The sequence below is a fragment of the Paenibacillus sp. FSL R7-0302 genome (assembly GCF_038006885.1).
Lineage (GTDB): Bacteria > Bacillota > Bacilli > Paenibacillales > Paenibacillaceae > Paenibacillus_AQ.
The window spans coordinates 2,963,709-2,988,980 of the sequence record NZ_JBBOWB010000001.1 but is presented as its reverse complement, the minus strand read 5'-3'; the positions used below and the strand labels follow the sequence as shown (position 1 = coordinate 2,988,980).

The 25,272-nt window shown below is 53.9% G+C and carries 21 protein-coding genes; all 21 read left to right on the top strand.

What is annotated here, in order from left to right; translation table 11 throughout:
* Nucleotides 1-13 precede the first annotated feature (13 nt).
* The 21 genes from MKY96_RS12995 (at nt 14) to MKY96_RS12900 (ending at nt 25,266) form a co-directional block, all read left to right on the top strand.
* The gene (locus tag MKY96_RS12995) at nt 14-784 is read left to right on the top strand and encodes a flavodoxin family protein (protein ID WP_340940898.1); all 771 of its coding nucleotides are present in this window, start codon (nt 14-16) and stop codon (nt 782-784) included.
* Between the two features lie 70 nt (nt 785-854).
* Nucleotides 855-1,277, top strand: a complete 423-nt coding sequence (locus MKY96_RS12990) for an FMN-binding protein (protein ID WP_340940896.1) — start codon at nt 855-857, stop codon at nt 1,275-1,277.
* 70 nt (nt 1,278-1,347) lie between these two features.
* Entirely contained in the window at nt 1,348-2,187 is an 840-nt protein-coding gene (locus MKY96_RS12985) for an RCC1 domain-containing protein (protein WP_340940895.1), read from the top strand.
* A 119-nt stretch (nt 2,188-2,306) separates the two neighbouring features.
* Nucleotides 2,307-4,967, top strand: coding sequence for a sensor histidine kinase KdpD (locus tag MKY96_RS12980; RefSeq protein WP_340940894.1), 2,661 nt, complete (start codon nt 2,307-2,309; stop codon nt 4,965-4,967).
* Nucleotides 4,960-5,676 carry a response regulator transcription factor gene (locus MKY96_RS12975; RefSeq protein ID WP_339256611.1) on the top strand — a complete coding sequence of 239 codons (717 nt, stop codon included), beginning with the start codon at nt 4,960-4,962 and terminating at the stop codon, nt 5,674-5,676. Before MKY96_RS12980 ends, MKY96_RS12975 begins: the two co-directional genes overlap by 8 nt.
* 237 nt (nt 5,677-5,913) lie before the next feature.
* Nucleotides 5,914-6,231 (top strand): hypothetical protein, encoded by a 318-nt coding sequence (locus tag MKY96_RS12970; protein WP_340940893.1) that lies wholly within the window; start codon nt 5,914-5,916, stop codon nt 6,229-6,231.
* Nucleotides 6,232-6,459: 228 nt separating this feature from the next.
* Nucleotides 6,460-6,537, top strand: coding sequence for a potassium-transporting ATPase subunit F (locus tag MKY96_RS33915; RefSeq protein ID WP_076154139.1), 78 nt, complete (start codon nt 6,460-6,462; stop codon nt 6,535-6,537).
* Nucleotides 6,538-6,823: 286 nt separating this feature from the next.
* Entirely contained in the window at nt 6,824-8,500 is a 1,677-nt protein-coding gene (kdpA, locus tag MKY96_RS12965) for a potassium-transporting ATPase subunit KdpA (RefSeq protein WP_340940891.1), read from the top strand.
* 18 nt (nt 8,501-8,518) lie between these two features.
* Nucleotides 8,519-10,552 carry a potassium-transporting ATPase subunit KdpB gene (gene kdpB / locus MKY96_RS12960; protein WP_340940890.1) on the top strand — a complete coding sequence of 678 codons (2,034 nt, stop codon included), beginning with the start codon at nt 8,519-8,521 and terminating at the stop codon, nt 10,550-10,552.
* A 43-nt stretch (nt 10,553-10,595) separates the two neighbouring features.
* Nucleotides 10,596-11,216, top strand: a complete 621-nt coding sequence (gene kdpC / locus MKY96_RS12955; RefSeq protein ID WP_340940889.1) for a potassium-transporting ATPase subunit KdpC — start codon at nt 10,596-10,598, stop codon at nt 11,214-11,216.
* A gap of 63 nt (nt 11,217-11,279) precedes the next feature.
* Entirely contained in the window at nt 11,280-13,601 is a 2,322-nt protein-coding gene (locus MKY96_RS12950) for a universal stress protein (protein ID WP_340940888.1), read from the top strand.
* Between the two features lie 176 nt (nt 13,602-13,777).
* Nucleotides 13,778-14,719 (top strand): ketopantoate reductase family protein, encoded by a 942-nt coding sequence (locus MKY96_RS12945; protein WP_340940886.1) that lies wholly within the window; start codon nt 13,778-13,780, stop codon nt 14,717-14,719.
* Nucleotides 14,720-15,370: 651 nt separating this feature from the next.
* Entirely contained in the window at nt 15,371-15,772 is a 402-nt protein-coding gene (gene tnpA / locus MKY96_RS12940; protein WP_076154137.1) for an IS200/IS605 family transposase, read from the top strand.
* 6 nt (nt 15,773-15,778) lie between these two features.
* The gene (gene tnpB / locus MKY96_RS12935) at nt 15,779-16,852 is read left to right on the top strand and encodes an IS200/IS605 family element RNA-guided endonuclease TnpB (RefSeq protein WP_340940885.1); all 1,074 of its coding nucleotides are present in this window, start codon (nt 15,779-15,781) and stop codon (nt 16,850-16,852) included.
* Between the two features lie 168 nt (nt 16,853-17,020).
* Complete coding sequence (locus MKY96_RS12930; protein WP_340940883.1) at nt 17,021-17,506, top strand: nitroreductase family protein; 486 nt, start codon at nt 17,021-17,023, stop codon at nt 17,504-17,506.
* Nucleotides 17,507-17,550: 44 nt separating this feature from the next.
* On the top strand, nt 17,551-19,296 hold the full coding sequence (locus MKY96_RS12925; protein WP_340940881.1) for an ABC transporter ATP-binding protein: 1,746 nt from the start codon (nt 17,551-17,553) through the stop codon (nt 19,294-19,296).
* Nucleotides 19,280-21,121 (top strand): ABC transporter ATP-binding protein, encoded by a 1,842-nt coding sequence (locus MKY96_RS12920; RefSeq protein WP_340940879.1) that lies wholly within the window; start codon nt 19,280-19,282, stop codon nt 21,119-21,121. The genes MKY96_RS12925 and MKY96_RS12920 overlap by 17 nt, the downstream gene beginning before the upstream one ends.
* Nucleotides 21,122-21,766: 645 nt before the next feature.
* The gene (locus tag MKY96_RS12915; RefSeq protein WP_076075658.1) at nt 21,767-22,447 is read left to right on the top strand and encodes a response regulator transcription factor; all 681 of its coding nucleotides are present in this window, start codon (nt 21,767-21,769) and stop codon (nt 22,445-22,447) included.
* Nucleotides 22,444-24,198: a sensor histidine kinase gene (locus tag MKY96_RS12910; RefSeq protein WP_340940877.1), complete on the top strand. Its 1,755-nt coding sequence runs from the start codon at nt 22,444-22,446 to the stop codon at nt 24,196-24,198. The genes MKY96_RS12915 and MKY96_RS12910 overlap by 4 nt, the downstream gene beginning before the upstream one ends.
* Before the next feature lie 42 nt (nt 24,199-24,240).
* A complete protein-coding gene (pssA, locus tag MKY96_RS12905) occupies nt 24,241-24,765 on the top strand; it encodes a CDP-diacylglycerol--serine O-phosphatidyltransferase (protein ID WP_340940875.1) in 525 nt (174 codons plus the stop codon).
* Nucleotides 24,766-24,771: 6 nt separating this feature from the next.
* Nucleotides 24,772-25,266: a DedA family protein gene (locus tag MKY96_RS12900; RefSeq protein WP_036728489.1), complete on the top strand. Its 495-nt coding sequence runs from the start codon at nt 24,772-24,774 to the stop codon at nt 25,264-25,266.
* Nucleotides 25,267-25,272: the final 6 nt, after the last annotated feature.

Genomic DNA, 25,272 nt, shown 5'->3' with positions numbered 1-25,272 from the left:
TGGAGGGACAAACATGAAGAAGGTCATCGCAATCATCGGCAATCAGCAAAAGAACAATACGTACAGAGCGGTCCGTGAGTTTGAAGCACAGCTACGAACCTACGGGGAGATTGAGTTTGAATACATTTTCCTCAAGGACTATAGGCTGGAGTTCTGCCGGGGCTGCAAAACCTGTTTCAGTAAGGGCGAAGAATATTGTCCGCTCAAAGATGACAGGGATGTGCTGATCGGGAAGATGGAGCTTTCCGACGGCGTTATTATGGCCACTCCGAATTATGCCTTCCATGTATCGGCTTCCATGAAGAATCTGCTGGACCGGCTGGCGTATGTGTTCCATCGGCCGCAGTTCTTCGGCAAGACCTATACGTCGATCGTCAATCAGGGGATTCACGGCGGGAATGCGATTGTCAAATATCTTAGCAGCATGGGAGAGAATCTGGGTTTCCAGGTTACCACAGGGTGTGTGCTTAGTACGATGGAGCCAGTGACCACAACAGCCGCGCAGAAAAATGCAGTGAGAATCCGCAAGTCTGCGGCCCGCTTCTACAAAGGACTGATGCGTCCGGCACCGCCGGCTCCCACATTGTTCCGCTTGCTGATGTTCCGGCTGTCCCGGACCAGTATTCAGCATATGCTGGATGAGCGGTCGAAGGATTACCGGCATTACCGGGCTAACGGCTGGTTTGAAGCGGCGTATTATTATCCGGTCTCACTCAGTCCTGTCAAGAGCTTGGCCGGACATCTGTTCGACAGAATCGGTAAAAGAATGGCTAAACGCGCTTAATGATGAATGAACACAAATATATTCATTCACGACGAGGAGGGTTAAGAGTGGGGTTGAGAGGAGGGTCAACATGAAAAAGAAGTGGAAACGCAACCTGCTGCTGCTGTGCCTAACCGCGATTCTCGTGGGACTAATCGGTTCAGGCGCGGCCTTGCTCTATACAGAGAAAGAGCGCCGTGAAGCGCGGAATGTTGAGATTGATCAAGTGAACTTCAACAAGCTGCATGCGGGTGAGTATACAGGTGAATATGCTGGCGGAATGTATAAATGGAGGGCGAATAAGGTGCTGGTTACCGTCACGGCGCACAAAGTTACAGCGATCCAGCTCCTGGAGCATGCGGAGAATCAGTCTGCGGCGTCTGCAGATGAATTATTTGACAGAGTGATCCAGGCTCAATCGCTTCAGATAGACAGCATCAGCGGTGCCACGCTTACAAGCAAAGCCTATCTCAAGGCCATAGAGAATGCCCTTCACAAGGGCGTTGAAATGTAACAAATATTTTGCAATACTAGCTATACCAATGAGATCCTTATACGAAAAAGAACCCAAAGGAGCAATGCAAATGCATACCGATTCATTATCCGCCATCGCGGCGGGATACCGCCATTCCGTTCTGCTCTTGCCGGACGGAACCGTGCGGGCTTGCGGCGAAAATACATACGGGCAATGCGAGGTAAGCGGCTGGCGTGATATGGTTGCGGTTGCAGCAGGCAATGCTCATACAGGGAATTCGCATACAGTAGGCCTAAGGCCGGACGGAACGGTGCTCGCGGCGGGCTGGAATAAGCATGATCAATGCAACGTGGGCGATTGGCACGATATCGTTGCGGTTGCGGCAGGCTGGCGGCGTACGGTCGGGCTGAAAGCAGACGGAACGGTGGTTGCAGCGGGAAGAAACAACGAAGGTCAATGTGAAGTCAGTGGCTGGTCGGATATCGTTGCGGTTACAGCAGGAGACTGGCACACGGTTGGACTTAAGGCCGATGGTACGGCTATTACAGCGGGGAACAACCGCTATGGGCAGCGGAATGTGAATGGCTGGCAGGAGCTGACGATGATATCAGCGGGTTATCTTCATACGGCCGGACTCAGAGCAGACGGTACAGTAGTAGCTATAGGTCTGAACAAGCGCGGACAAGGTGAAGTAGGCGGCTGGCGCAGGATTAAGGCCATCGCGGCTGGCAGCCATCATACGGTAGGCCTTCAATGGGACGGCACAGTGACGGCTGCAGGCTGGAATGATTACGGGCAATGTGAGGTGAGCAGCTGGACGGATATTGTTGCCATTGCGGCAGGCTGCACCCATACGCTCGGTCTTAAGAAGGATGGCACAGTGGTTGCGGCGGGGAGTAATGCGTACGGGCAATGTGATACAGCGCTTCTGAATGGACTGTCATCTTAATACAATCTTAATGCCACAGCCGAATCCGTAATACTATGCTCATTATGCACATGCTATACTAACGCTACAGTGTACAATGGCTAGTCTATAGATGGGCTTAGAGGGAAGGAAACCTTCAGATGATAGGGGAAAATACAGCGAAGAAGCGGCGGGGCAGGCTGAGGATATTCTTCGGATATGTACCGGGGGCAGGAAAGACCCGGGCGATGCTGGAGGCCGCCCATGCGGAGCAGAAGAACGGCCAGCAGGTGCTGGCGGGCTTCATTGAAGCCCATGACAGAGCAGATACAGCGGAGCTTACTAATGGACTGGAGCTGATGCCGCCGCTGGACATTCCTGTAAACGGGACCATCGTGCCGGAATTTGATCTGGACCAGGCGATCCGCAGGAGGCCGGACCTGATTCTGCTGGATGAACTGGCCCACATCAATGCTCCGGGCGTACGTCACAAGCGGCGGGTTCAGGATGTGGAGGAGCTGCTGCGCGCGGGAATAGATGTCTACACTACGGTTAGTATAGAACAGCTGGAAAGTATGACCGATGTTGTAGCATCCATGACCGGAATGGCTGAGCCCGCGCGTATTCCCGACAGTGTGTTCGAACGTGCGGACCAGGTCGAGTTCATTGATATCAGTCCGGACATTTGGCTGGAGCGTCTGCATGAGGGGCGAATCTATTCCACGGAGCAGCTCCGGCAGGAGGCCGGTGATCTGTACACTCCCCAGAAGCTGAGCGCTTTGCGGGAATTGGCTCTACGGTACAGGGCGGATCAAATCAAACGTTATGAGGGCAGGTTAGGGGAACGGGTAGCGGAAGCCAGCTTGTACAGCAGAGAGCATATCCTGGTCTGCCTGTCGTCGGCAATATCCAATAAGAAGGTCATCCGCACCGCGGCGAGAATGGCCGAAGCCCTACAGGGGGAATTCACTGCTCTCTACGTGGAGACCTCAAGAACGAAAGAGTTAACGGTGAGGAACAAGTCGGAGCTGCGGGAGAATCTGCGTCTGGCCGAACAGCTTGGTGCGCAGGTTGCCACGGTATACGGGGAGGATGTGCCGGGGCAGATCGCAGAATATGCCCGAACCAGCCGGGTCTCCAAAATCATCCTGGGCCGGTCGCAGAATCGCAGCCATTGGCCAATCGCTTCGAATTTCGTAGATAAACTGACGGCTGCTGCCCCGAATATCGACGTCTATATCATCCCGGATCAAGAGTCTGCCTTGCAATCCAAAATTCCGCAGTATGCCAGACCTCCGTTGCTGTCGCTGGCTGATACAGGCAAAACCCTGGGGATTCTGCTGGTCTGCACGATCATCGGGTTGTGGTTCAAGGTGCTCGGTTTCAGTGAAGCGAACATTATCACTGTCTATATTCTGGGTGTTCTGCTCGATGCGATGGTTACAAAAGGACGGCTGTACAGCGCGGTGACGTCGATTTTGAGCGTGCTGGTCTTTAACTATTTTTTCACCGAGCCTTATTTCTCGCTTCAGGCCTATGATTCCGGGTATCCGGTGACCTTCCTCGTGATGCTGGCCGCCTCGTTCATCACCAGTACGTTAACACTGCGGGTGAAGGAGCAGGCCAGAGAATCAGCGCAAAAAGCCTACCGCACCGAGGTGCTTCTGGAGACCAGCCGGAAGCTCCAGCAGGCCAAAGATACGCCCGCCATCCTGAGCGAGACCGCGCTGCAAATGCTCAAGCTGCTGGACCGGAGCATCATCATCTATGAGGTGGAGGGCGATGGACTCTCGGAGCCGCTCCTGTACGGCAAGGATGGGAGTACGATTGTCGCTCAAAGAGATACGCTGGAAGCGGAGCGCGAGGTAGCGGAATGGGTGCTGCGGAACAATAAACGGGCCGGAGCGTCTACCGATACCTTCTCGGCAGCCCAATGTCTGTATCATGCGGTGCGGAGCGGCGATACGGTGTTTGCGGTGGCGGGAATTGTGATGCAGCAGGAAGAACCGCTGGAGGTGTTCGAGTCAAGTCTGATGATCGCCATGCTTGGTGAATGCGCCCTCGCTCTGGAGAAAGACAAGCTGAACGAGCTGCAAAAGGAAAGCTCCCTGCAAATCCGGCAGGAGCAGCTGCGCGCCAATCTGCTGCGCGGCATCTCGCATGATCTGCGCACGCCGCTTACCAGTATTTCCGGCAATGCGGGAATTCTAATCGGCAACTCGGCGGTGCTGAGCGAGGAGCAGAAGCAGGAGCTGTACAGCGATATCTATGACGATTCCATCTGGCTGATCAATCTGGTGGAGAATCTGCTGTCGATTACCCGGATTGATAATGGCGCGCTTCATTTGAACTTTCAGGCGGAGCTGCTGGAGGAAGTCATCGCGGAAGCGCTGCTGCATGTGAACCGCAACAAGGAGGATCATGTGATCCGGGTGGTGCTGGAAGATGAGCTGCTCATGGCAAGGATGGATTCACGGCTGATCATTCAGGTGATCATCAACCTGGTAGATAATGCGATTAAGTATAGCGGGTCGGGTTCTCATATTACCCTATCCGCCAGACAGGAGAAGGGGCTTGTTGTGGTCGAGGTTGCGGACGACGGACCGGGAATAGCCGCAGAAGCGAAGGCCAAGGTATTCGAGATGTTCTATACGGCGGATAACGTGCGGGGAGACGGCAGGCGCGGTCTGGGTCTGGGTCTTGCGCTCTGCAAATCAATTATTCATGCCCATGGCGGGCATATTGAAGTACAAGATCATGCACCGCAGGGAACGGTCTTCCGCTTCACCCTGCTGGCAGAGGAGGTGAATGTCCATGAATAAACCCATGATTCTGGTTGTCGAAGACGACAAGCCGATCCGCAAGCTGATTACCACAACGCTGGAGACTCAGGGCTATAAATACCATACCGCAGAGACAGGGGAGGCTTCCATCCTGGAGGCGGTATCCAGTCAACCGGATCTTATGATCCTGGACCTCGGTCTGCCCGATATGGACGGGGTGGATATTATCCGGAAGGTCCGGGCGTGGTCGAACCTTCCGATCATCGTGGTCAGTGCCCGCAGTGAGGACCGCGACAAGATTGAAGCGCTGGATGCCGGAGCCGATGACTATCTGACCAAGCCCTTCAGCGTGGAGGAGCTGCTCGCCCGGCTGCGGGTCAGTCTGCGGCGAATCCGGGGGGACAGCGAGAAGCTGATGAAGGATTCGCCCTTTTTTGCGAACGGAAATCTGCGGATTGACTATGCGGCGGGCTGTGTCTGGCTGGAGGGTGACGAGATCCACCTGACGCCGATTGAGTATAAGCTGCTGTGTCTGCTGGCGAAGAATGTGGGCAAGGTCCTGACCCATAATTATATCCTGCATGAAATCTGGGGCAGTCCTTCGTACGACATTCCGGCGCTCCGTGTATTCATGGCTACGCTCCGCAAGAAGATTGAGCGCAGCCCTTCCCAGCCCAAGGTGATCCAGACCCATATCGGTGTGGGCTACCGGATGCTGCAGGCGGGGGACGACAGCCGAGTGATTTGAACCGGCTTGCGGAAGCCGTATAGCGTGTTTCATAGTGTTCCTAACCATGCCTGTGCGGGCATGGTTTTTTTGACGTTCCGGCGGATGGTGCAAGCGCGGCTGGAGCGGCGTTCCAGCGGTATTTTAACGTAATCTTAATCTGTAGAACCAAACCCTAATCCTGAACTAATGGCGGGAGTGGTACGCTGAATTCTGAAGTTAACCTACTGGAGAGAAGGCTTGGAGATGGATGTGTGGATGAGAAATATTGGATGGGTGACGGTGCTGACGGGGCTGCTGGTGCTGATCAAGCGGCATTATGACCGGATCTATCTGCTGCAAGACTGCATCTATGAGAATAGCGGGGTGTACGCTGCGGCATACCAGTTTGCCTGCGGGGCTTCGGCCCGTGAGGTCAGTGAGCTGCTTGTGACCAGCTTCGAGTTCGATCGTCAGGAGACGGAAGTGATCCTTGCCTGGGCGCTCCCGCACCGGATGGAGGCGGACGGAGGCTATGGTGCTTTTATCGGGGCGGTCAACAGGGTGCTGGGTGAAGAGATTTACCGCCTCTCCTGAAGTCTTAATGCAATCTTAATGCGCCTGAGGAAACCCTTACCCTGAACTAATGGGAGAAATGATACGCTAGACCGGAAGTTACAAGAGAGAGATTACCTTAAGGTGAGGAGTGGCAAAGACGATGATGGATGTGTATATGACGGCAATGCTGGCAGCGATATTCACGGTATTCTATGCGTTTGTACAATGGTGCAGCCGTGTGACCGATGAGCAAGGGGGGACGGAGTAATGGCAGTTGTCCTCGCAGCTACTGCGCTGCTGTTTCTGTATTTGGGCTATGCTTTGATTCATCCTGAAAAATTCTAAGGTGGGGCTGTTCAAGCTGAGTGAGAATCTAAGTTATGGATCATCCGTGCCTGCGGAGAACATTTGTACTTCCGGCCGCTGTTGTCTCCAAATTTCTTGATTTGTATCGCTAATTGCGGATGAAATCCGGAGACAAAGGCGGTCGCTTCCGCTCCTACAGTTCCAAATTTCCCCTCCGGCACTCTATCCATAAAGATCAATTCAAAATTCAGCTTGTACAGGAAAGGGTAGGGCAAAAGAAAGACAAAGACTGAAAATGATAGTTACATTAAAAGGAGGGCCATCCGTGGGGATTGTGCAGATTGTAGTCGTCATCTTAATACTCGTACTGCTGGTGAAGCCGGTGGGCACTTATCTATATCATGTATTCTCAAATGAACCGAACCGGACAGACCGGGTGTTTGGTGCCGCGGAGAAAGGAATTTATCGTCTGATCGGGCTGAAGCAGCGGGGCGGGATGTCCTGGAAGAAATATGCGCTCAGCTTCATTGTAACCAACATTGTATTGGTGGTATTCAGTTATCTCTTTCTGCGGCTGCAAAAGGGGCTTCCGCTCAACCCGAACGGGATCGGCAATATGGAAGAGACGCTCACCTTCAATACGGTAATCAGCTTCATGACCAATACGAACCTCCAGCATTACAGCGGGGAGAGCGGCGTGTCCTACTTCTCACAGATGGCGGTCATGACGATGCTGATGTTCACCTCGGCCGCCAGCGGCTTTTCGGTCGCGGTTGCTTTTGTCAGAGGGATTACGGGACGCAGCTCGGTGGGGAACTTCTTCGAGGACTTCGTCAAAGCGCATATCCGGATCTTCATTCCACTGGCACTGCTTGTAACACTGGCGCTTGTAGCGCTTCATGTGCCGCAGACTCTGAAACCTACGCTGGAAGTCACCACGCTTGAAGGGCAGACCCAGCAGATTGCTATCGGTCCGGTGGCCTCCCTGGAGTCCATTAAGCATATCGGGACGAACGGCGGGGGCTTCTTCGGAGCTAACTCTGCCCATCCTTTTGAGAATCCGGGTCCGCTGAGCAATGTGCTGGAGATCCTCTCCATGTGGCTGCTGCCCGCGTCTCTGCCGTATATGTACGGGAAGTTCGCCGGGAACAAGCGGCAGGGCTGGATGATTTTTGGCGCGATGATGACGCTGTTCGTGGTATTGCTAGGAGTGAATTACGCTGCGGAAAGGGCGGGCAACCCGGCGATTAACGCCATGGGGATAGATGCTTCACAGGGCAGTATGGAGGGAAAAGAGGTCCGGTTCGGCATCGCACAGTCGGCGCTGTTCACCACTGTTACAACGGCGGCCACCACCGGCAGTGTGAACAATATGCATGATACGCTGACGCCGCTCGGCAGTATTACCCCGCTGACCCTCATGATGCTGAATAATGTATTCGGCGGCAAAGGGGTCGGGCTGATCAATATGCTCATGTATGCGATCCTCGGCGTGTTCCTCTGCGGGCTGATGGTGGGCCGGACGCCGGAGTTCCTGGGCCGCAAGATTGAAGCGCGGGAGATGAAGCTGATCGCCATCGCGATTCTGATTCATCCGCTGATTATTCTGGTGCCGACGGCGGCTGCTTTTCTGACGGAGCTCGGTAAAGGAAGTATCAGTAACCCCGGCTTCCACGGGATGACCCAGGTGCTGTATGAATACGTATCGTCTGCGGCCAATAACGGCTCGGGCTTCGAAGGGCTGGCGGATAATACCTCCTTCTGGAATATCACCACCGGTGTGGTCATGCTGCTGGGCCGGTATGTCTCAATGATCGCCATGCTGGCGGTTGCCGGTTCCCTGCTGCGCAAGAAGCCGGTGCCGGAGACCATTGGAACCTTCCGCACGGATAACGGGCTGTTCACTGGTATTCTGATCGGTACGGTGCTGATTATCGGCGCGCTGACCTTCCTGCCGGTGATTGTCCTCGGTCCGGTTGCAGAATATTTGACTTTACGGTAGGGAGAGGGAGAGAAGAGAATGAGTACTGTACACAGAAAGAAGCTGCTGACGGGTCCCATCCTGCTAAGTGCTGCCAAGGATAGTCTGGTGAAGCTGAACCCGGTAACGCTAATGAAGAATCCGGTCATGTTCGTCGTGGAGGTCGGGACGGTTATCGTCTTGCTTATGGTGCTGGCGCCCGCGTATTTCCATGCGGAGCATGCGGTAGGCTTCAATATAACCGTGTTCTTCATCCTGCTGTTCACTGTGCTGTTCGCTAACTTCGCGGAAGCGCTGGCGGAGGGCCGGGGCAAGGCACAAGCCGATTCGCTCAAAAAAACCAAGCAGGACATCACCGCCAATAAGCTGGCGGGATCAGGGGTCAAGCAGGTACCTGCCTCTGAGCTGCGCAAAGGCGATATCGTAGTCGTCAGCCAGGGCGAACTGATTCCCGGCGACGGGGAAGTAACCGTAGGGCTGGCTTCTGTAGACGAATCGGCCATCACCGGGGAGTCGGCCCCGGTCATTAAGGAAGCCGGAGGCGACTTCGGCTCCGTGACCGGCGGTACCCGCGTAGTCAGCGACCAGATCAAGGTGCGGATCACCAGCGATCCGGGGGAATCGTTCCTGGACCGGATGATCTCGCTGGTCGAAGGGGCGAAGCGCCAGAAGACACCGAATGAGATTGCCCTGAACACGCTGCTGATCAGCCTCACGATTATTTTCCTGATTGTCGTCGTTACCCTGCGTCCCATCGCGGATTATATCGGGGTGAAGCTGGAGATTCCGGTCATGATCGCACTGCTCGTCTGCCTGATTCCGACCACCATCGGCGGGCTGCTGTCGGCTATCGGGATTGCGGGCATGGACCGGGTGACGCAGTTCAACGTCCTGGCGATGTCCGGGAAGGCGGTGGAAGCTGCCGGGGATATCAACACGATGATTCTGGATAAGACGGGGACGATTACCTTCGGCAACCGGATGGCCAGTGAGTTCGTTGCGGTAGGCGAAGCGTCAGTAGCCGAGCTCGCGGCCTGGGCAGCGGTCAGCTCACTGAAGGATGAGACGCCCGAAGGCCGCTCTGTCCTGGAGCTGGCGAAGAAGCTGGAGCTTCAGTATGAGAGCAGCCTCGCGGACGGCGGGGAGTTCATTGAGTTCAAGGCGGAGAGCCGGATGAGCGGGATAGATCTCCGGGACGGACGCTCTGTGCGCAAGGGAGCGGTCGATTCCGTGAAGAAGTGGGTGCTGTCCCGGGGCGGCAGCGTGCCGTCTGATCTGGACAGCAACTCGGATGCTATTGCCCGGCTGGGCGGCACTCCGCTCGCGGTTGCTGTAGATAACCGGATCTACGGGCTAATCTATCTGAAGGATACGGTTAAGCCAGGGATGAAGGAGCGCTTCGACGAGCTGCGCAGCATGGGGATCAAGACGATTATGTGTACCGGGGATAACCCGCTGACCGCCGCCACGATTGCCCGTGAAGCCGGGGTTGATGATTTCATTGCCGAGAGTACCCCGGAGGATAAGATTGCGGTGATCCGCCGGGAACAGAACGAGGGCAAGCTTGTCGCCATGACCGGGGACGGAACGAACGATGCTCCCGCGCTGGCCCAGGCCGATGTGGGTCTGGCGATGAACAGCGGGACAACCGCTGCCAAGGAAGCGGCCAATATGGTGGATCTGGATTCTGATCCGTCCAAGATCATCGAGGTTGTAGCCATCGGGAAGCAGCTTCTTATGACGCGCGGGGCGCTGACCACGTTCAGCATCGCTAACGATATTGCCAAGTATTTCGCCATTATTCCGGCGATGTTCACGCTCGCTATTCCTGAGATGGAAGCCCTGAATATCATGGGGCTGGGGTCCCCAAGCTCGGCGATAATCTCGGCGCTGATCTTCAATGCCATCATCATCCCGCTGCTGATTCCGCTCGCGATGCGCGGGGTCTCCTATAAGCCGATGAGTTCTACCAGGCTGCTGACGCGCAACATTGTCATCTATGGTCTGGGCGGGGTCGCTGTTCCATTCGCCGGCATCAAGCTGATTGATATGCTAGTCAGTATATGGATCTAGGGGTCCGGCTGACGATTGACTATATAAGGAGGGCGTAATCATCATGGCACAATCTACTCATGAGACAACCGGAGAGCAGGTCTCCGCTTCACCAGCAGCTTTTGTCTTCACTACAGTGAGGTTAAGCATAGTATTCATTATTCTCTGCGGAATGATCTATCCGCTGGCTTCCACCGCGCTGGCCCAGGTGCTGCTGCCTGCCCAGGCGAACGGCAGCCTGCTGAAGGATGCTTCCGGGAAGGTCGTCGGTTCTGCGCTGATCGGGCAGAGCTTCACGAATCAGGCAATGTTCCAGAGCCGTGTATCCAGTATCGGGTACAAGGCCGAAGCCTCAGGCTCGAATAACTATGGCCCATCGAATCCTGAACTGCTTCAGCGCACGAAGGATTCGATTACCCAGTGGAAGCTGGACAATCCCGGCGTCCCTGTAAGTCAGCTCCCTGTGGATCTGATTACGAATTCCGGATCGGGTCTTGATCCGCATATTTCTCCGGCTGCGGCGCTCGTGCAGGTTCCCCGGATCAGCAAGCTGACCGGCATTCCGGCAGATACCCTTGAAGCTCTGGTGAAGGAGCATACCGAAGGGCGTGATCTGGGGCTTTTCGGAGAGAAACGGGTGAATGTGCTGAAGCTAAATCTGGCACTGACGGAGATGGCGAAGTAAGCTGAGTCCATAAGGGCTGCTTCCTCCAGTTGTGAGTTGTGAGAATAGAAAGAAGGTGAGTCCGTGGCGCCCTATAAACGCAAGTCTCCTGAGGAGATTCTATATTCTATCTACCAGCTCCAGCGGGGGCGGCTGAAGATCATCATCGGCTCGGTCAGCGGCTCCGGCAAAACCTATCATATGCTGGAGGAAGGCAAGCTGCTGAAGCACCAGGGGATCGATGTAGTGATTAGTGCGGTCTCCACTATGGGCCGGGCGGAGACGGTTCAGCAGCTTGGCGATCTGGAACGCGTGCCCAGTATTCACTGGCTGAAGGACGGCAAGGAGGAGAAGGATCTGCCGCTTGAAGCGCTGGTGGAGCGCAATCCTGAGGTGCTGCTGGTCGATGGTCTGGCCCACCGCAACCGCGAAGAGGCCCGGTTCCCGACAAGGCTTGCGGACATCCGTTATCTGATGGATCAGGGCATCAGCGTAATTACGACTATTAATGTCTATGAGCTGGCCGGTGTGGGCGAGCAGATCTATGAAATGACCGGCATCCGTGCGGAGTGCACCGTGCCGCTCAATACACTGGAACTCGCCGATGAGGTACGGCTGATCGATGTGTCCCCGGAGACCATTCTCAAGCGGCTAGAGGAGGGAGTGCTTGGAGAGGGCGCGCATCCGGCATTATCCCTCAGGGGCAACCTTGGCGTACTCCGTGAGGTGTCGCTGCGGCTGATGGCGGAAGGGGTCAATGATTCTCTGGAAAAGCACCGCGAGGCCGAGGGACTGATCGGCCCATCAGGCGCGACAGAGCGTATTCTGGTGTCCGCGCAGTATCACTGGAATGGTTCCCTCTATATTAGAAGAGGACAGCAGATTGCCAAACGGCTGAACGGAGACCTGCTTATCGTTACCTTCCTGCTGCGCGGACATCCGCTGACCAAGGATCAGCAGGTATTCAAGCGCTCCATCCGCAAGCTGACTGAACGGATTCAGGCCCGGTTCGAGGAGCTGGAGCTGCTGCGTCTGCGGATGCTGCCTACCATGCTTGTGCGCTATGCCATTCAGAACAATGTCACCCGAATTGTGATGGGGCATTCGCAGAAAAGCCGCTGGCAGGAGAAGTGGCAGGGCTCCATTGCCAGCCGTGTCCTACGGCGGACGCGGAATATCGATGTGTTCCTGATGGCTGACCGTGCCGAGCAGGAGGGAGAACGGGTTCTGCCGGTTCGTCCCGCAGTGAAGACGGCGGCAGAACCGTTCCACCGGCTGACCGGCCGGGAGCTGGAGCAGCGGATCGAGGATATCCGCCGGGGCACCTTCAAGGTGTACATCGGCGCAGCCCCGGGCGTAGGCAAAACCTACAAGATGCTCCAGGAAGGCAATCTGCTGCTGGGTAAGGGCATCGATGTAGTCATCGGGCTGCTGGAGACCCACGGGAGAGAGGAAACCGGCAAGCAGGTGGGCAAGTTAACGATGATTCCTAGAGCGCGGATTGCCTACCAGTCCACCGAGCTTACGGAGATGGATACAGCGGCTATTATCGCCCGCCATCCCGAGGTGGTGCTGGTGGATGAGCTGGCCCACACGAATGTTCCCGGAAGCGTGACCCGCAAGCGTTATGAGGATGTTATGAAGCTGCTGGAGAATGGGATCTCTGTCATTACCACGGTCAATGTGCAGCATCTGGAGAGCCTGAACGATGCGGTGGAGCAGTTAACTGGTGTGCGTGTGCGCGAGACGGTGCCGGATGCCATCCTGCGGATGGCGAGTGAGGTGGAGCTGATTGATGTGACTCCGCAGATGCTGCAGCAGCGGATGCGGGAAGGGAAGATCTATGCGCAGGAGAAGGTCAATCAGGCACTGGAGTCCTTCTTCCGCATCGGCAATCTGATCGCGCTGCGTGAGCTGGCGCTCCGCGAGATCGCCGATGATGTGGATGAGCGGCTGGAGGCCTGGGAGCGGGAGCCTGCCCTGCGCGGGCCATGGAGCAGACGGGAGGTTATCTTCGTCTGTGTAGACACAGGGCCGCAGGCTGAACGGCTGGTCCGCCGCGGCTTCCGCATTGCACACCGCCTGAAGGCGGAGTGGCATGTTCACTACGTGCACTGTACCCGCATGAAGACGGCGGAGGAGCAGAAGCGGCTGGATACGCTGAAGGCTCTGACCGAGCGGCTGGGCGGGGTAATGGACATTACGGAGGCGGGAAGCCGCAAGCATCTCTATAAGCATCTGCTCCAGCGGATGAATGACATGCAGACTACACAGCTGATCATCGGCCAGTCCCGCAGACCGTTCCTGCGCAGCCTGTTCTCGGTGAGCTTCGTTCAATATTTGCTGCGGCATGCCCGGCATATGGATATGCTGATCGTGGCCGTTCATACGCAGATGATGGAATGAACCTGTCTGCATGCAGTCCTGCGGCCCTGTGCGGCTAATGTACAATTTACACGGGTTTGTTCAGTAATTGACATCCCCGGCACCATTGGCAATTGCGCTAGTAGGGTCCCCGCTGCTAACCTAATGAACAGATGTTCAATTAAAGACAACTGTTTGAAGCGGAGAGGGGATTCGAGATGCGAATATTAGTGATGGGTGCAGGGGTAATAGGCAGTTATTTGGCACATGTGCTGGTACGGGGCGGGAATGAGGTCACGATGCTGGCCAGAACGAAGCGGGCGGGCCAATTGAAGAAGGACGGACTGGTCCTCCGGCATTATTTTCAGCGCAAAACGACTGTAGATCAGGTGAAGGTGATATCCGAGCTGCGGAGGGATGATGTCTATGATCTGATCTTCGTAGTGATGAAATACAATGACTTCCCGGCGGTGCTGCCGGCGCTGGCAGACAACGGAAGTAAAAATATTGTGCTTGTCGGCAATAACGGGGATACCGGCGGGATGCAGCAGTTCTTCAAGGGGAATAGCCGGATTCCGCAGAATATTGCGTTTGGCTTCCAGATTAACGGGGGGACCCGTGAGGAAGACGGGCGTGTCATCGTTGTAAGCGGTGGCGGCAAGATGGTGCTGGGCAGTCTGGAGGGTGAGGTTCCGTTCAAGACGGAGCTTGCGGAGGCCTTCCGTCAGACGAAGTATAAGCTGGATTATTCGCAGGATATTAACGCCTGGCTCCTGAGTCACATTGTTTCAATTATCCCGGTGATGTCGGTCATTTATCTTCATGATTTTGATTTGGCACATGCAAGCAGAGACTCCGCCCGCTGGAAACAGGCAGTTGCCCTAATGGATGAAGGGTTCCGCGTGCTCTCCGCGCTGGGCTTACCCGTTAACCCGGCCTCCCTGGTTAACGGAGCGAAGAAGCACCCGGCACTGCTTGCCCAAGGGTTGAGATGGTTACAAAAGCTACCCTTCATGAAGCTGATCGATGGCTCATTCAGCGAGATTGCGGCACTCTATCAAGCCTTTGAACCTCTGATGCAGCAGGCCAATCTCTCCACACCGGCGTGGGATGACTTCAAGCAGCAGTCGATGAGGAAATATGCGCTGGAGCAGGCTTAGGATGAACGGATTCATGGAGAACAAATCGACTCCACCAACGAACAGCTCAGGAAGCTCCGCTTAGGCGGAGTTTGCTGGGCTGTTTTTGCTCTTGCGAGTAGGTGAAGGACCAATGTAATCGGAAAATCGATTACATTGCGCTCGCGAGAGGGCAGATGACTGGATGTAATCGGAAAACCGATTACATTGCGCTCGTGAGAGGACAGATGACTGGATATAATCGGAAAACCGATTACATTGCGCTCGTGAGAGGACAGATGACTGGATATAATCGGAAAACCGATTACATTGCGCTGGTTAGAGGGCGGATGGCCAAATGTAATCGGAAAACCGATTACAATGTGCTCGCGAGAGGACAGATGACTGGATGTAATCGAAAAACTGATTACATTGCGCTGGTGAGAGGACAGATGGGTAAGGCTGTTTTTGCCCAGGAGCCCATTCACTTTCAGCATAAAAAAATCATTAACACCATATACATAATGTTCCAATTAATTTATGAAGTCTTGTGATTTAACCCTCAGTTGACACAATTCTCCCATCTTCTTTAAGTGGGGGATGAATGGAAACGGTCTAATCTACATGGATTCTAACCGTCTAAGATGCTATAATAAAAGTATTCAGTCGTATCTTGGAAAGGTCAGTGAATCAATGAAATTAGACTCGAATAACCATTCAGTGTTCTCCCTTCACTTCCACCTTATTCTAGTCATCAAGTATCGTAGGAAAGTAATTACAGATCCAATATCCGAACGTCTGAAAGAGATATTTGCATACATTCAGCCTACTTACAATGTGACTTTGCAGGAATGGAATCATGACAGGGATCACGTTCATGTCCTAATGAAAACGCATCCTAATACCGACATTTCTAAATTTCTCAACGCTTATAAGAGTGCATCATCTAGGCTGATCAAGAAGGAGTTTCCTACCCTCCGAAAATCACTTTGGAAAGAGGCTTTTTGGTCACGCTCCTATTGCTTGCTTACAACGGGTGAAGCGCCAATAGACGTCATTCAAAAATACATCGAAAACCAAGGTGTGAAAGGGTGATCGCCATTGCTGAAAGCCTACAAATACCGTATCTATCCAAGCCATGGGCAACAACACTACTTCGCTAAAGTGTTCGGATGCGTTCGCTTCATCTACAACAGAATGCTTGCAGATAAAATTGAACATTACAAGCAAACGGAAACGATGCTGAGGAATACACCTGCACAATACAAAAAGGAATTCGACTGGCTGAAAGAAGTCGATAGCCTTGCCTTAGCGAATACACAACTAAATTTAGACAAGGCGTATAAGAATTTTTTACGGGATAAGAAAACGGGATTTCCTAAATTCAAGAGCAAGAAGACGAATAATCATAGCTTCACAACGAATAACCAAAAGGGAACAGTGGCTATAGAAGATGGATATCTCAAGATTCCAAAGCTAAAAACTGGCATCAAAATCAAGCTGCACCGACCATTCGTGGGGCTGATCAAATCATGTACGATTTCAAAAACACCAACGGGAAAGTATTATGCTTCCGTATTGGTTGAAACGGATATCGTCCAGTTGCCCAACATGCATACGAAGATTGGCGTTGATCTTGGGCTGAAAGACTTTGCTATTACTTCAAATGGCGAAATCATATCCAATCCTAAATACTTGCGTACGTCTGAAAAGCGATTAGCGAAGCTGCAAAAGGATGTATCGCGGAAGAAGAAGGGGAGCCATAACCGTCATAAGGCTAGGCTGAAAGTTGCCAAGCACCATGAAAAAATAGCGAATCAGCGTAAAGACTTCTTGCATAAAACGTCTGCCAAAATGATAAACGAAAACCAAGTCATCGTGATGGAAGACTTACGTGTAAAGAATATGATGCAGAATCACAAACTTGCAAAAGCGATTAGCGAGGTATCTTGGAGTATGTTCCGTTCCATGCTTGAATATAAGGCTCAATGGTATGGCAGAGAACTGATTATTGCCCCTAAGCACTATGCAAGCAGTCAGCTTTGCTCCTGTTGCGGTTATAAGAACGCAGAGGTGAAGAATCTCGCCTTGCGAGAGTGGACTTGTCCAGAATGTAACGTGCATCATAATCGCGATGTAAACGCTGCTCAAAACCTACTGAAACTAGCCATGTGATATAGCAATGATTGGGCTAGGGACTAGCCTTTGAGCTTGGGTAAACTTGGAGCAGTAGCTTCATTGACCAAGAAGCCGCCACCTCTTAGGTGGATGGTAGTTCACCGTGCTAAAGAGATATGCTTATAACAATGTGGCTACAAATACAACCGAAGGAGTGGACTAACTATGACTATCATCGATACTATTCAAACGAGAAGAACGATCAAAGCCTTCCGGCCAGACCCGATTAAAAAGGAGGAGCTCAATACTTGGCTGGAAGCTGCCAGCTATGCTCCGAACCACCGGATGAATGAGCCGTGGGAGCTGTTGTTCATTGGGCCGCAGACCCGTGCAGCGCTGAACCATAAGACTGATTTTGGCGGCGCTCCGGTGCTGATTGGAGTCTTATCCAAATCTGCCGCTACCACAATGGAACGTGAAGAGAACATCATGGCCGTGTCCTGCTATATCCAGAATTTCATGCTGGCAGCCCATGAGGCAGGAGCTGGCGTGTTCTGGTCGTCACTCGGCGGTACAGCCAAGGGCCGTGAGGTGCTAGGCGTTCCTGAAGAGCAGGATGTTATTGCGGTGCTTGCCGTAGGGTATCCTTCGGAAGTGCCTGCTGTCAAACAGAGAACACCAATGACTGATAAAATCACATATTTACCCTAAACGGACGAACGGATGCGACGACTGATGAGATGAAGGTGAACGGAATGTGGAAGCTCAGGAGCTTCATGAAGCCATACGCGCTCTGGAGCGTGCTTGCCCCGCTGTTAATGGTAGTTGAAGTAGTGATGGACCTGCTGCAGCCTGCACTTATGGCCAGCATTGTAGATAAAGGCCTGATGAAGAATGATTTATCGCATATCCTCTCCACAGGCGGCATTATGATTGGAATCGCTGTCATCGGGATGGCCGGCGGTGTGGGCTGTGCGATATGTGCAAGTATTGCCTCACAGAATTTCGGGAATGATCTGCGGATTAAGCTTTTTGAGCATATCCAGACCTTCTCCAACCGCAATTTGGACCGGCTGAAGACCGGCTCGCTGATCACCCGGCTGACTAACGATGTGGTGCAGCTCCAGACCTTCGTGCAGATGATTCTGCGGAGCTTCGTGCGGTCGCCGCTGCTGCTGATCGGCAGTCTGATCATGGCGGTGCGGATCAGCCCGTCCCTGGCGTTGATCCTGCTCGCTGCGGTTCCGCTGCTGTTCATCCTGCTGTTTGTGCTGATCCGGCTTTCTTTTCCGCTATTTGCCCGGATGCAGGAGAAGCTGGATGGTGTGAGTAACGTGCTGCAGGAGAATCTCACCGGCATTCGCGTAATCAAGGCCTTCGTCCGTGGAGACCATGAGCAGAAGCGCTTCGATACCGCCAATACCGGCTATACGGATACCGGAATCCGGGCGATCCGCCTGATGGCGCTGAATATGCCGCTTATGATGCTGATTCTGAATGCCAGCATTATTGCTGTGCTCTGGTTCGGAGGCATACAGAACTGGAACGGGGCGCTGCCCGTTGGTGAACTAATTGCCTTCATTAACTATGTTACTCAATTGCTCATGTCGATGATGATGCTGAGCACGATGCTTGCCTTCGTATCACGGGCCAAGGTATCGGGGGACCGTGTGAATGAAGTTTTCGCCGCCACAAGTGAAATTACCGAAGCGCCTGCGGCGGACCAAGCAGCCATTACACTCGGACGGATTGAATTCAGCAAGGTCTCCTTCGCCTATAACCGCGCGGATGAGAATCTTGTGCTGGAGGATATCAGCTTTGCAGCCAGTCCCGGGGAGACGATCGCTATTCTGGGGGCAACTGGAGCAGGCAAGTCTACCCTGGTTAGTCTGATTCCAAGATTCTATGAGGTCTTGTCCGGTGCCGTTCTGATCGACGGAACAGACATCCGTGAGATTAGCCTAGAGCATCTGCGGAGCCGGATCGGCTTCGTAATGCAGCAGTCCCTGCTGTTCAGCGGCAGTATCCGGGATAATATCCGTTACGGACGGCCGGAAGCCACAGATGAAGAAGTGGAGCAGGCGGCTGTGGCCGCAGAAGCACATGGATTCATTACAGCTATGCCGCAAGGCTACGACACGCAGCTCGGACAACGCGGGGTGAACCTGTCAGGCGGACAAAAGCAGCGTCTGTCCATTGCACGTGCGCTGTTAATTAAGCCGGCCATTCTGATCCTGGATGACAGCACCAGCGCTCTGGATGCGGTTACCGAAGCAAGCATCCGCCTGCTGCTGAAGACGGAGCTTCAGGACTCTACTGTCGTTATGATTGCCCAGCGGGTGTCTTCCATTATAGATGCCGACCGGATCTTGATTCTGGAGAACGGCCGGATCGCCGCACAGGGTACGCATACCGAGCTGATGGCAGGCAGCGAGATCTACCGGGACATCCGTCACTCCCAGCTGAAGGAAGAGGAGGAGCCCTATGTCCAGTCAACGTAAAAGGGAGCAGGCTCCCGGCGGACCTGGAGCGTTAGGCGGCGGGCCTCCCGGCCGTGTTGGCGTAACCCCCAAGGTACGTCCGAAGAATAGCAAGGCAACCATCCTCCGCATCTGGTCCTATCTGAACCGTCAGCGGACAGGGCTGATTATGGTCTACGTATTCACGATGCTGAATGCTGTTCTCGCCCTGATCGGACCCTACCTGCTAGGAAAAGCTATTGATACCGCGATCCTCCCGCAGGATTATAGTCTGCTGGTCCGGTTCTGTCTCCTTCTGGGCGGCATTTATCTGCTGGGCAGCGCCGTCTCTTGGGTCCAGGCTTATGTGATGACCTCCGTCTCGCAGCGCACGGTGTATGAGTTGCGGCGGGACCTGTTCGCCAAATACCAGGAGCTGCCGGTCAGCTTCTTTGATACCCATGCTAACGGTGAGCTAATGAGCCGTGCAACTAATGACATCGACAACGTCTCGAACTCGCTGAATCAGAGTGTAACCCAGCTGCTGAACAGTCTGATTACACTTAGCGGCTCTCTGATCATTATGCTGATGCTGAATGTGCCGTTGACTGGAGTTGCTCTGGTAACCATTCCGCTGGTCGTACTGGCGAGCCGCCGGATTACCGGCTTAAGCCGGATCTACTTCAAGGATCAGCAGCAGCATCTGGGTGAGCTGAACGGCTTCATTGAAGAAGCGGTCAGCGGCCAAAAGGTGATCAAGCAATACCGCAGAGAACAGGCGGAGGTCGCCAGATTCCGAGGAATAAGCGGGGAGCTTAACAAAGCTAGCATTAAGGCGCAGATCGTATCAGGCCTGGTAGGACCAGTAATGAACCTGATTAACAATCTGAACTTTGCGCTGATTGCCGGCATTGGCGGCTGGATGGCTTATCATGGGCTGGTTACCGTGGGGGTCATTGTCAGTATGCTGAACTATGCCAAGCAGTTCGGCCGGCCCATCTCCGACCTTGCGAACCAGTATAACCTGATCCAATCGGCAATTGCCGGTGCCGAGCGCGTATTTGAAGTGATGGATATGCCTTCTGAGTACAGCGGGGAGCAGCCTCAGGAACTGGAGCGGATACGCGGGGAAGTTGTTTTCCGGGATGTAGTGTTCGGCTATCAGCCGGGCGAGCCTATTCTGAACGGGGTAAGCTTCACCGCACAGCCGGGTGAGACTATCGCCCTGGTCGGGCCGACCGGAGCGGGGAAGACGACCATTGTCAACCTGCTGACGCGCTTCTATGAAGTGAGCGGCGGTGAGCTGCTGATCGACGGCAGGGATATCCGGGAGCTGGGTAAAAACGGTCTGCGCCGCCAGCTCGGCATGGTGCTGCAGGACGCTCATGTCTTCTCGGGAACCATCCGCGAGAATATCCGGTTCGGCCGCCTGGAGGCCACAGACCGTGAGGTGGAGGAAGCCGCTAATCTCGCCAACGTCAGCGGCTTCATTGCGCGGATGCCGCAGGGGTACGATACGCTGCTGGGCACGGACGGGACCACCTTGAGTCACGGCCAGCGCCAGCTGTTGACCATTGCCCGCGCCATTCTGGCCGATCCGGCCATCCTCATTCTGGATGAGGCAACGAGCAGTGTGGATACCCGGACAGAGATGCATATCCAGCAGGCCATGCGGACACTGATGAAGGGCCGCACCAGCTTCGTGATCGCCCACCGGCTCAGCACCATTCAGGATGCTGACCGGATTCTGGTCATTCAGGGCGGGCAGATCGCCGAGCAGGGCAGCCACAGCCAGCTCCTTGCGCTGCAAGGGATATATTCCGAGCTGTATAACAGCCAGTTCAAGCAGGCTTTTGAAGCCGGGTAAGCAAGGCACGCCGATTAAGGTACGATGATTAAATAGCAGACAGCGATCCTCCGTTTAATAGAGAATCGCTGTTTTGCGTTTTGGCTTCAGCCGCTATTAGTCTGAGGGGATTCCTGCACAAAATGCAACAATGTTCATGATCCAGCACCGTGCTGATGGAAATCCTGCACTAATTACAACAATGTGTGTTCCTCAGCCGTGAATCGCAGCGAATTCCTGCAATAAGTGCAACAATGTTCATTATCTGAGCTCAAAACGGACAGAGATCCTGCAAAAAGTGCAACATTTGTGTTCAGTGGGGCTACTTTCTCTTTCGGATTTTTGATAAGTGGCAAACTTTCTCTTTGAGTATGTTTGAGGTTCAATCTAAGTAGCACTTTTAGCTCAAACAGCGGAGCGGGCGGAACGATTGTGGAAAAGCGGAGCGTTCGCCTTTGTGTCCGGATTTTCACCGCTAAGGGGAATGGAAAAAATCTGGACACAACAGCGATTGGAACAACGTTCCGTTTGCGCAGCGTTCACCCGAGCGCTAACATTTCGCATACTCCATCACTCATTTTTCAATCAATTTCACAACAGGACACATAAAGGACATAACACTCGACTATGCTGAGAGGTATAAACGGGTTGAAAGCAGGGAGTACATTGAACAAAAAGCTATTGCTTGTCGAAGACGAGCTGCGTATCCGTGAGCTGGTGTCGGATTATTTCATACAGGACGGCTGGGAGGTACGCGAAGCCGATAATGGGCAGGACGCGCTCCTGTGGTTCGATTCGCTGGAGCCGGATCTGCTGATTCTGGATATTATGATGCCCAAAATGGACGGATTTCAGGTATGCCGGGAGATCCGCAAGAAATCGGCGACCCCGATTATTCTGCTGACCGCCAAATCCGCCGATGACGACAAAATACACGGCTTCGAGCTGGGCGCCGATGATTATGTAACCAAGCCGTTCAGTCCCAAGGTGCTGGTGGCCCGGGCTGCCGCGCTGATGAAACGGGTGGAAGGCGCACACCAGCCAGAATCCGGTGTAGTGAGATTCGGCTCGGCCATCTTCAACACCATGGCGCACCGTCTAGAGGTGGAAGGTGCCGATGTTGAGCTGACTCCGAAGGAATATGATCTCCTGTGGCTGCTGATCCGCAACAAGGGCCATGTGGTCTCGCGGGATACCATCCTCAGCCGGGTGTGGGGAATTGAATTCGAGGGGGACTCCCGGGTCGTGGACAGCCACATCAAGAAACTGCGCAGCAAGCTGGGGTATGAATCCCGCCACATCCGCACGGTCATTGGAACCGGCTACAGATTCGAGGACGAGGAATGAAACGATGGGGTATTACCTTCAAGCTGTTCGTGATGACCGTAATCTTCTTCGTCTGTTTCTACGGGATGGTAATCCTCAGCCAGTTCCTGCTGTTCGACCGCTTCTACCAGACGCAGAAGGAGTCCCGTGTGGAGAAGCATCTCAAGAGCTTCGGGACAAGCTACACCAAAGAAGCCTGGGGCAGAACCCGGACTTCCCGCGAGCTGGTCCGGTTCATGCTGCGCAACAAGACACAGATGGTCATTCTGAAGCTGGACGGCCGGATGAAGTCGGAAGATCCGTTCCGCATGAAGCTGATTGACGATAAAGGCCAGACCCAGGTGATCCCCATGTCCCTGTTCATGAATCAGTTCGGGGATATGCTCCGGTCGGCCCATTTGAAAGAGAATGACCGGGTTACCATCCAGGGAGAGCTTGTCACTGGCGAGAATGACCTCGGCAATCAGTTTTTCCCGCTCATGATTACCAAACAGGGGTTCCAGCCGGTAGGCGAGGAGGCGGAGCTGGGCAACACAAGCATTACCGGGACGATTACGGAGCTGGTCCTGCCGGATCTGAAAATATGGAACCCGCGCCAGGGCATCCTGTTCGAGGCCGTAGAGGACTGGTTCCCGTTAAATACGGGGCAGCTGGAGAGCCTGGGCAAACTGAACATGATCAAGGAAGAGTGGACGGCTCCCTGGAGCGGTATCCGCAATTCCGTGATGATTCTGCCCGTGAAGCAGGCAAGCGGGGAGATTGAGCTGTTGTTCTCAGTGACCTCGCTGCAGGATGTTAAAGATTCCAATGAAGCGCTGCGCTGGTTCTTTTTATACTTAGGGCTTGGCGGGTTCGTGCTGATTCTGGTCCTCTCGCTGTTCTATTCCAAGATGGTGACCCGGCCCTTGATCAAGCTCAATAATACGGCCAAACGGATGGTAGCGCTCGATTTCACCGGCCATGCCTCCATCCGCCAGAAGGATGAGCTGGGCAACCTGTCCAGAAGCATGTTCACCTTGTCCCAAAGTCTGGATACTGCACTGGGCGAGCTTCGGGAGACGAATCAGCAGCTGGTGGAGGAGATGGAGCAGAAGAAGAAGCTGGAGCAGATGCAGCAGGACTTTTTTGCCAGTGCCTCCCATGAGCTGAAGACGCCGCTTAGCATCATCAAGGGCTTCGCCGAGGGTCTGGAGGATGGGGTGAGCGCCGGCAAGCAGGATCATTACATCAAGGTCATTATCGAAGAGGCTGACAAGATGGAGTTCCTGGTAAAAGATATGCTGGACCTGGCCCGGCTGGAGTCCGGCACGATCAAGCTGCGCAAAAGCTCATTCATGCTGAGCGAAATGACCGAAAAGGTGACCGGTAAACTGGTGCATTCCCTCCAGACTAAGCAGCTGGATGTGGTCATTATTCCGGCGAATGAATTGCCTGTATATGCGGATGCTACATGGATTGAACAGGTGCTCAGCAATCTGCTGACCAACGCGATCCGTCATGCCGAAGAGAGCAGTACTATAACCGTTACATTGGAGAGTCAGCCTAAGAAGCTTCTGTTCACCATACACAATAAAGGGGAGAGAATCCCCGAGGATCAGCTGGCGCATATCTGGGAGCGCTTCTACCGGATCGAGGCTTCACGCAGCCGTCTGACGGGAGGAACCGGACTCGGATTATCCATTGCGAAGCAAATTTTAGATATGCATGGCTGCCGGTATGCAGTGATGAACACCACGGACGGCGTCTGTTTTAGTATAAGCTTTGAAGGCTGAGCCGCCCCAATTACCAATTTGTCTGGAAAGGAGTGAACAGCAATGAAATGGAGCTGGCTGCCTTCAATGTGCACACTGGGGAACCTGGGCTTCGGATCAATTTCCCTGCTATTCACGATTGAGGAACGTTATGATCTTGCTTTATTAATGATACTGCTGGCTGCAATATGCGATGTTATGGACGGACTGCTCGCCCGGATGCTCCATTGCACCAGTGATTTCGGCAAACAACTGGACTCTTTGGCGGATATTATTTCGTTTGGTATCGCTCCCGTCTTTCTTATTCTGTTATACCGGCTGGAGAACGTGCAGTGGGTCGGACCTGTGGCTGCGGTCGCATTCCTGATCTGCGGGGCGCTGCGGCTGGCCAGATTCAATATCTCGGCTCCTTCCAAGGGCTTCGTGGGCATGCCGATTACGGCAGCCGGATTGCTTCTGTCGATGACCACACTTATAGGTGAGCGGCTGAAGCCGGAAATGGTCATTTTAATTATGGGACTGTTGTCCATACTGATGATAAGCAGGGTTCCATTCCCTTCGTTCAAAAAATTCGTTAACAGGAAGTGATTGTTCATGCCATGGGTCATCGAGATGATCTCACAATACGGTTATATAGCTATATTCGCGCTGCTGGCGCTGGGGCTTGTCGGACTTCCCGTTCCCGATGAGCTGCTGACGCTGTTCGTTGGCTATCTATCCTCTACCATGGTGCTGGATTTCTCGCTTTCGGTTCTGGTCTGTTTCATAGGCTCGATTACAGGCATGCTGATCAGCTATACCATCGGTCTCAGAGTGGGGCAGCCTGTTGTGGACCGGTACGGGAAATGGGTAGGCCTGACGCCCAAAAGATTCGCCTATGTCAAACGCTGGTTTTTCCGGTTCGGCAACTGGACGATCTTCATCGCTTATTTTGTTCCGGGCATCCGGCATGTGACCAGCTACATCTCGGGCATCAGCGCCATGTCCTTCCGAAAATATTTAATGGTCACCCTGGCCGGTGCCTTTATCTGGTCACTCCTGTTTGTCTCGATTGGCTATCTGATCGGTTCGAGGCTAACCTTTGCTTGAGTTAAG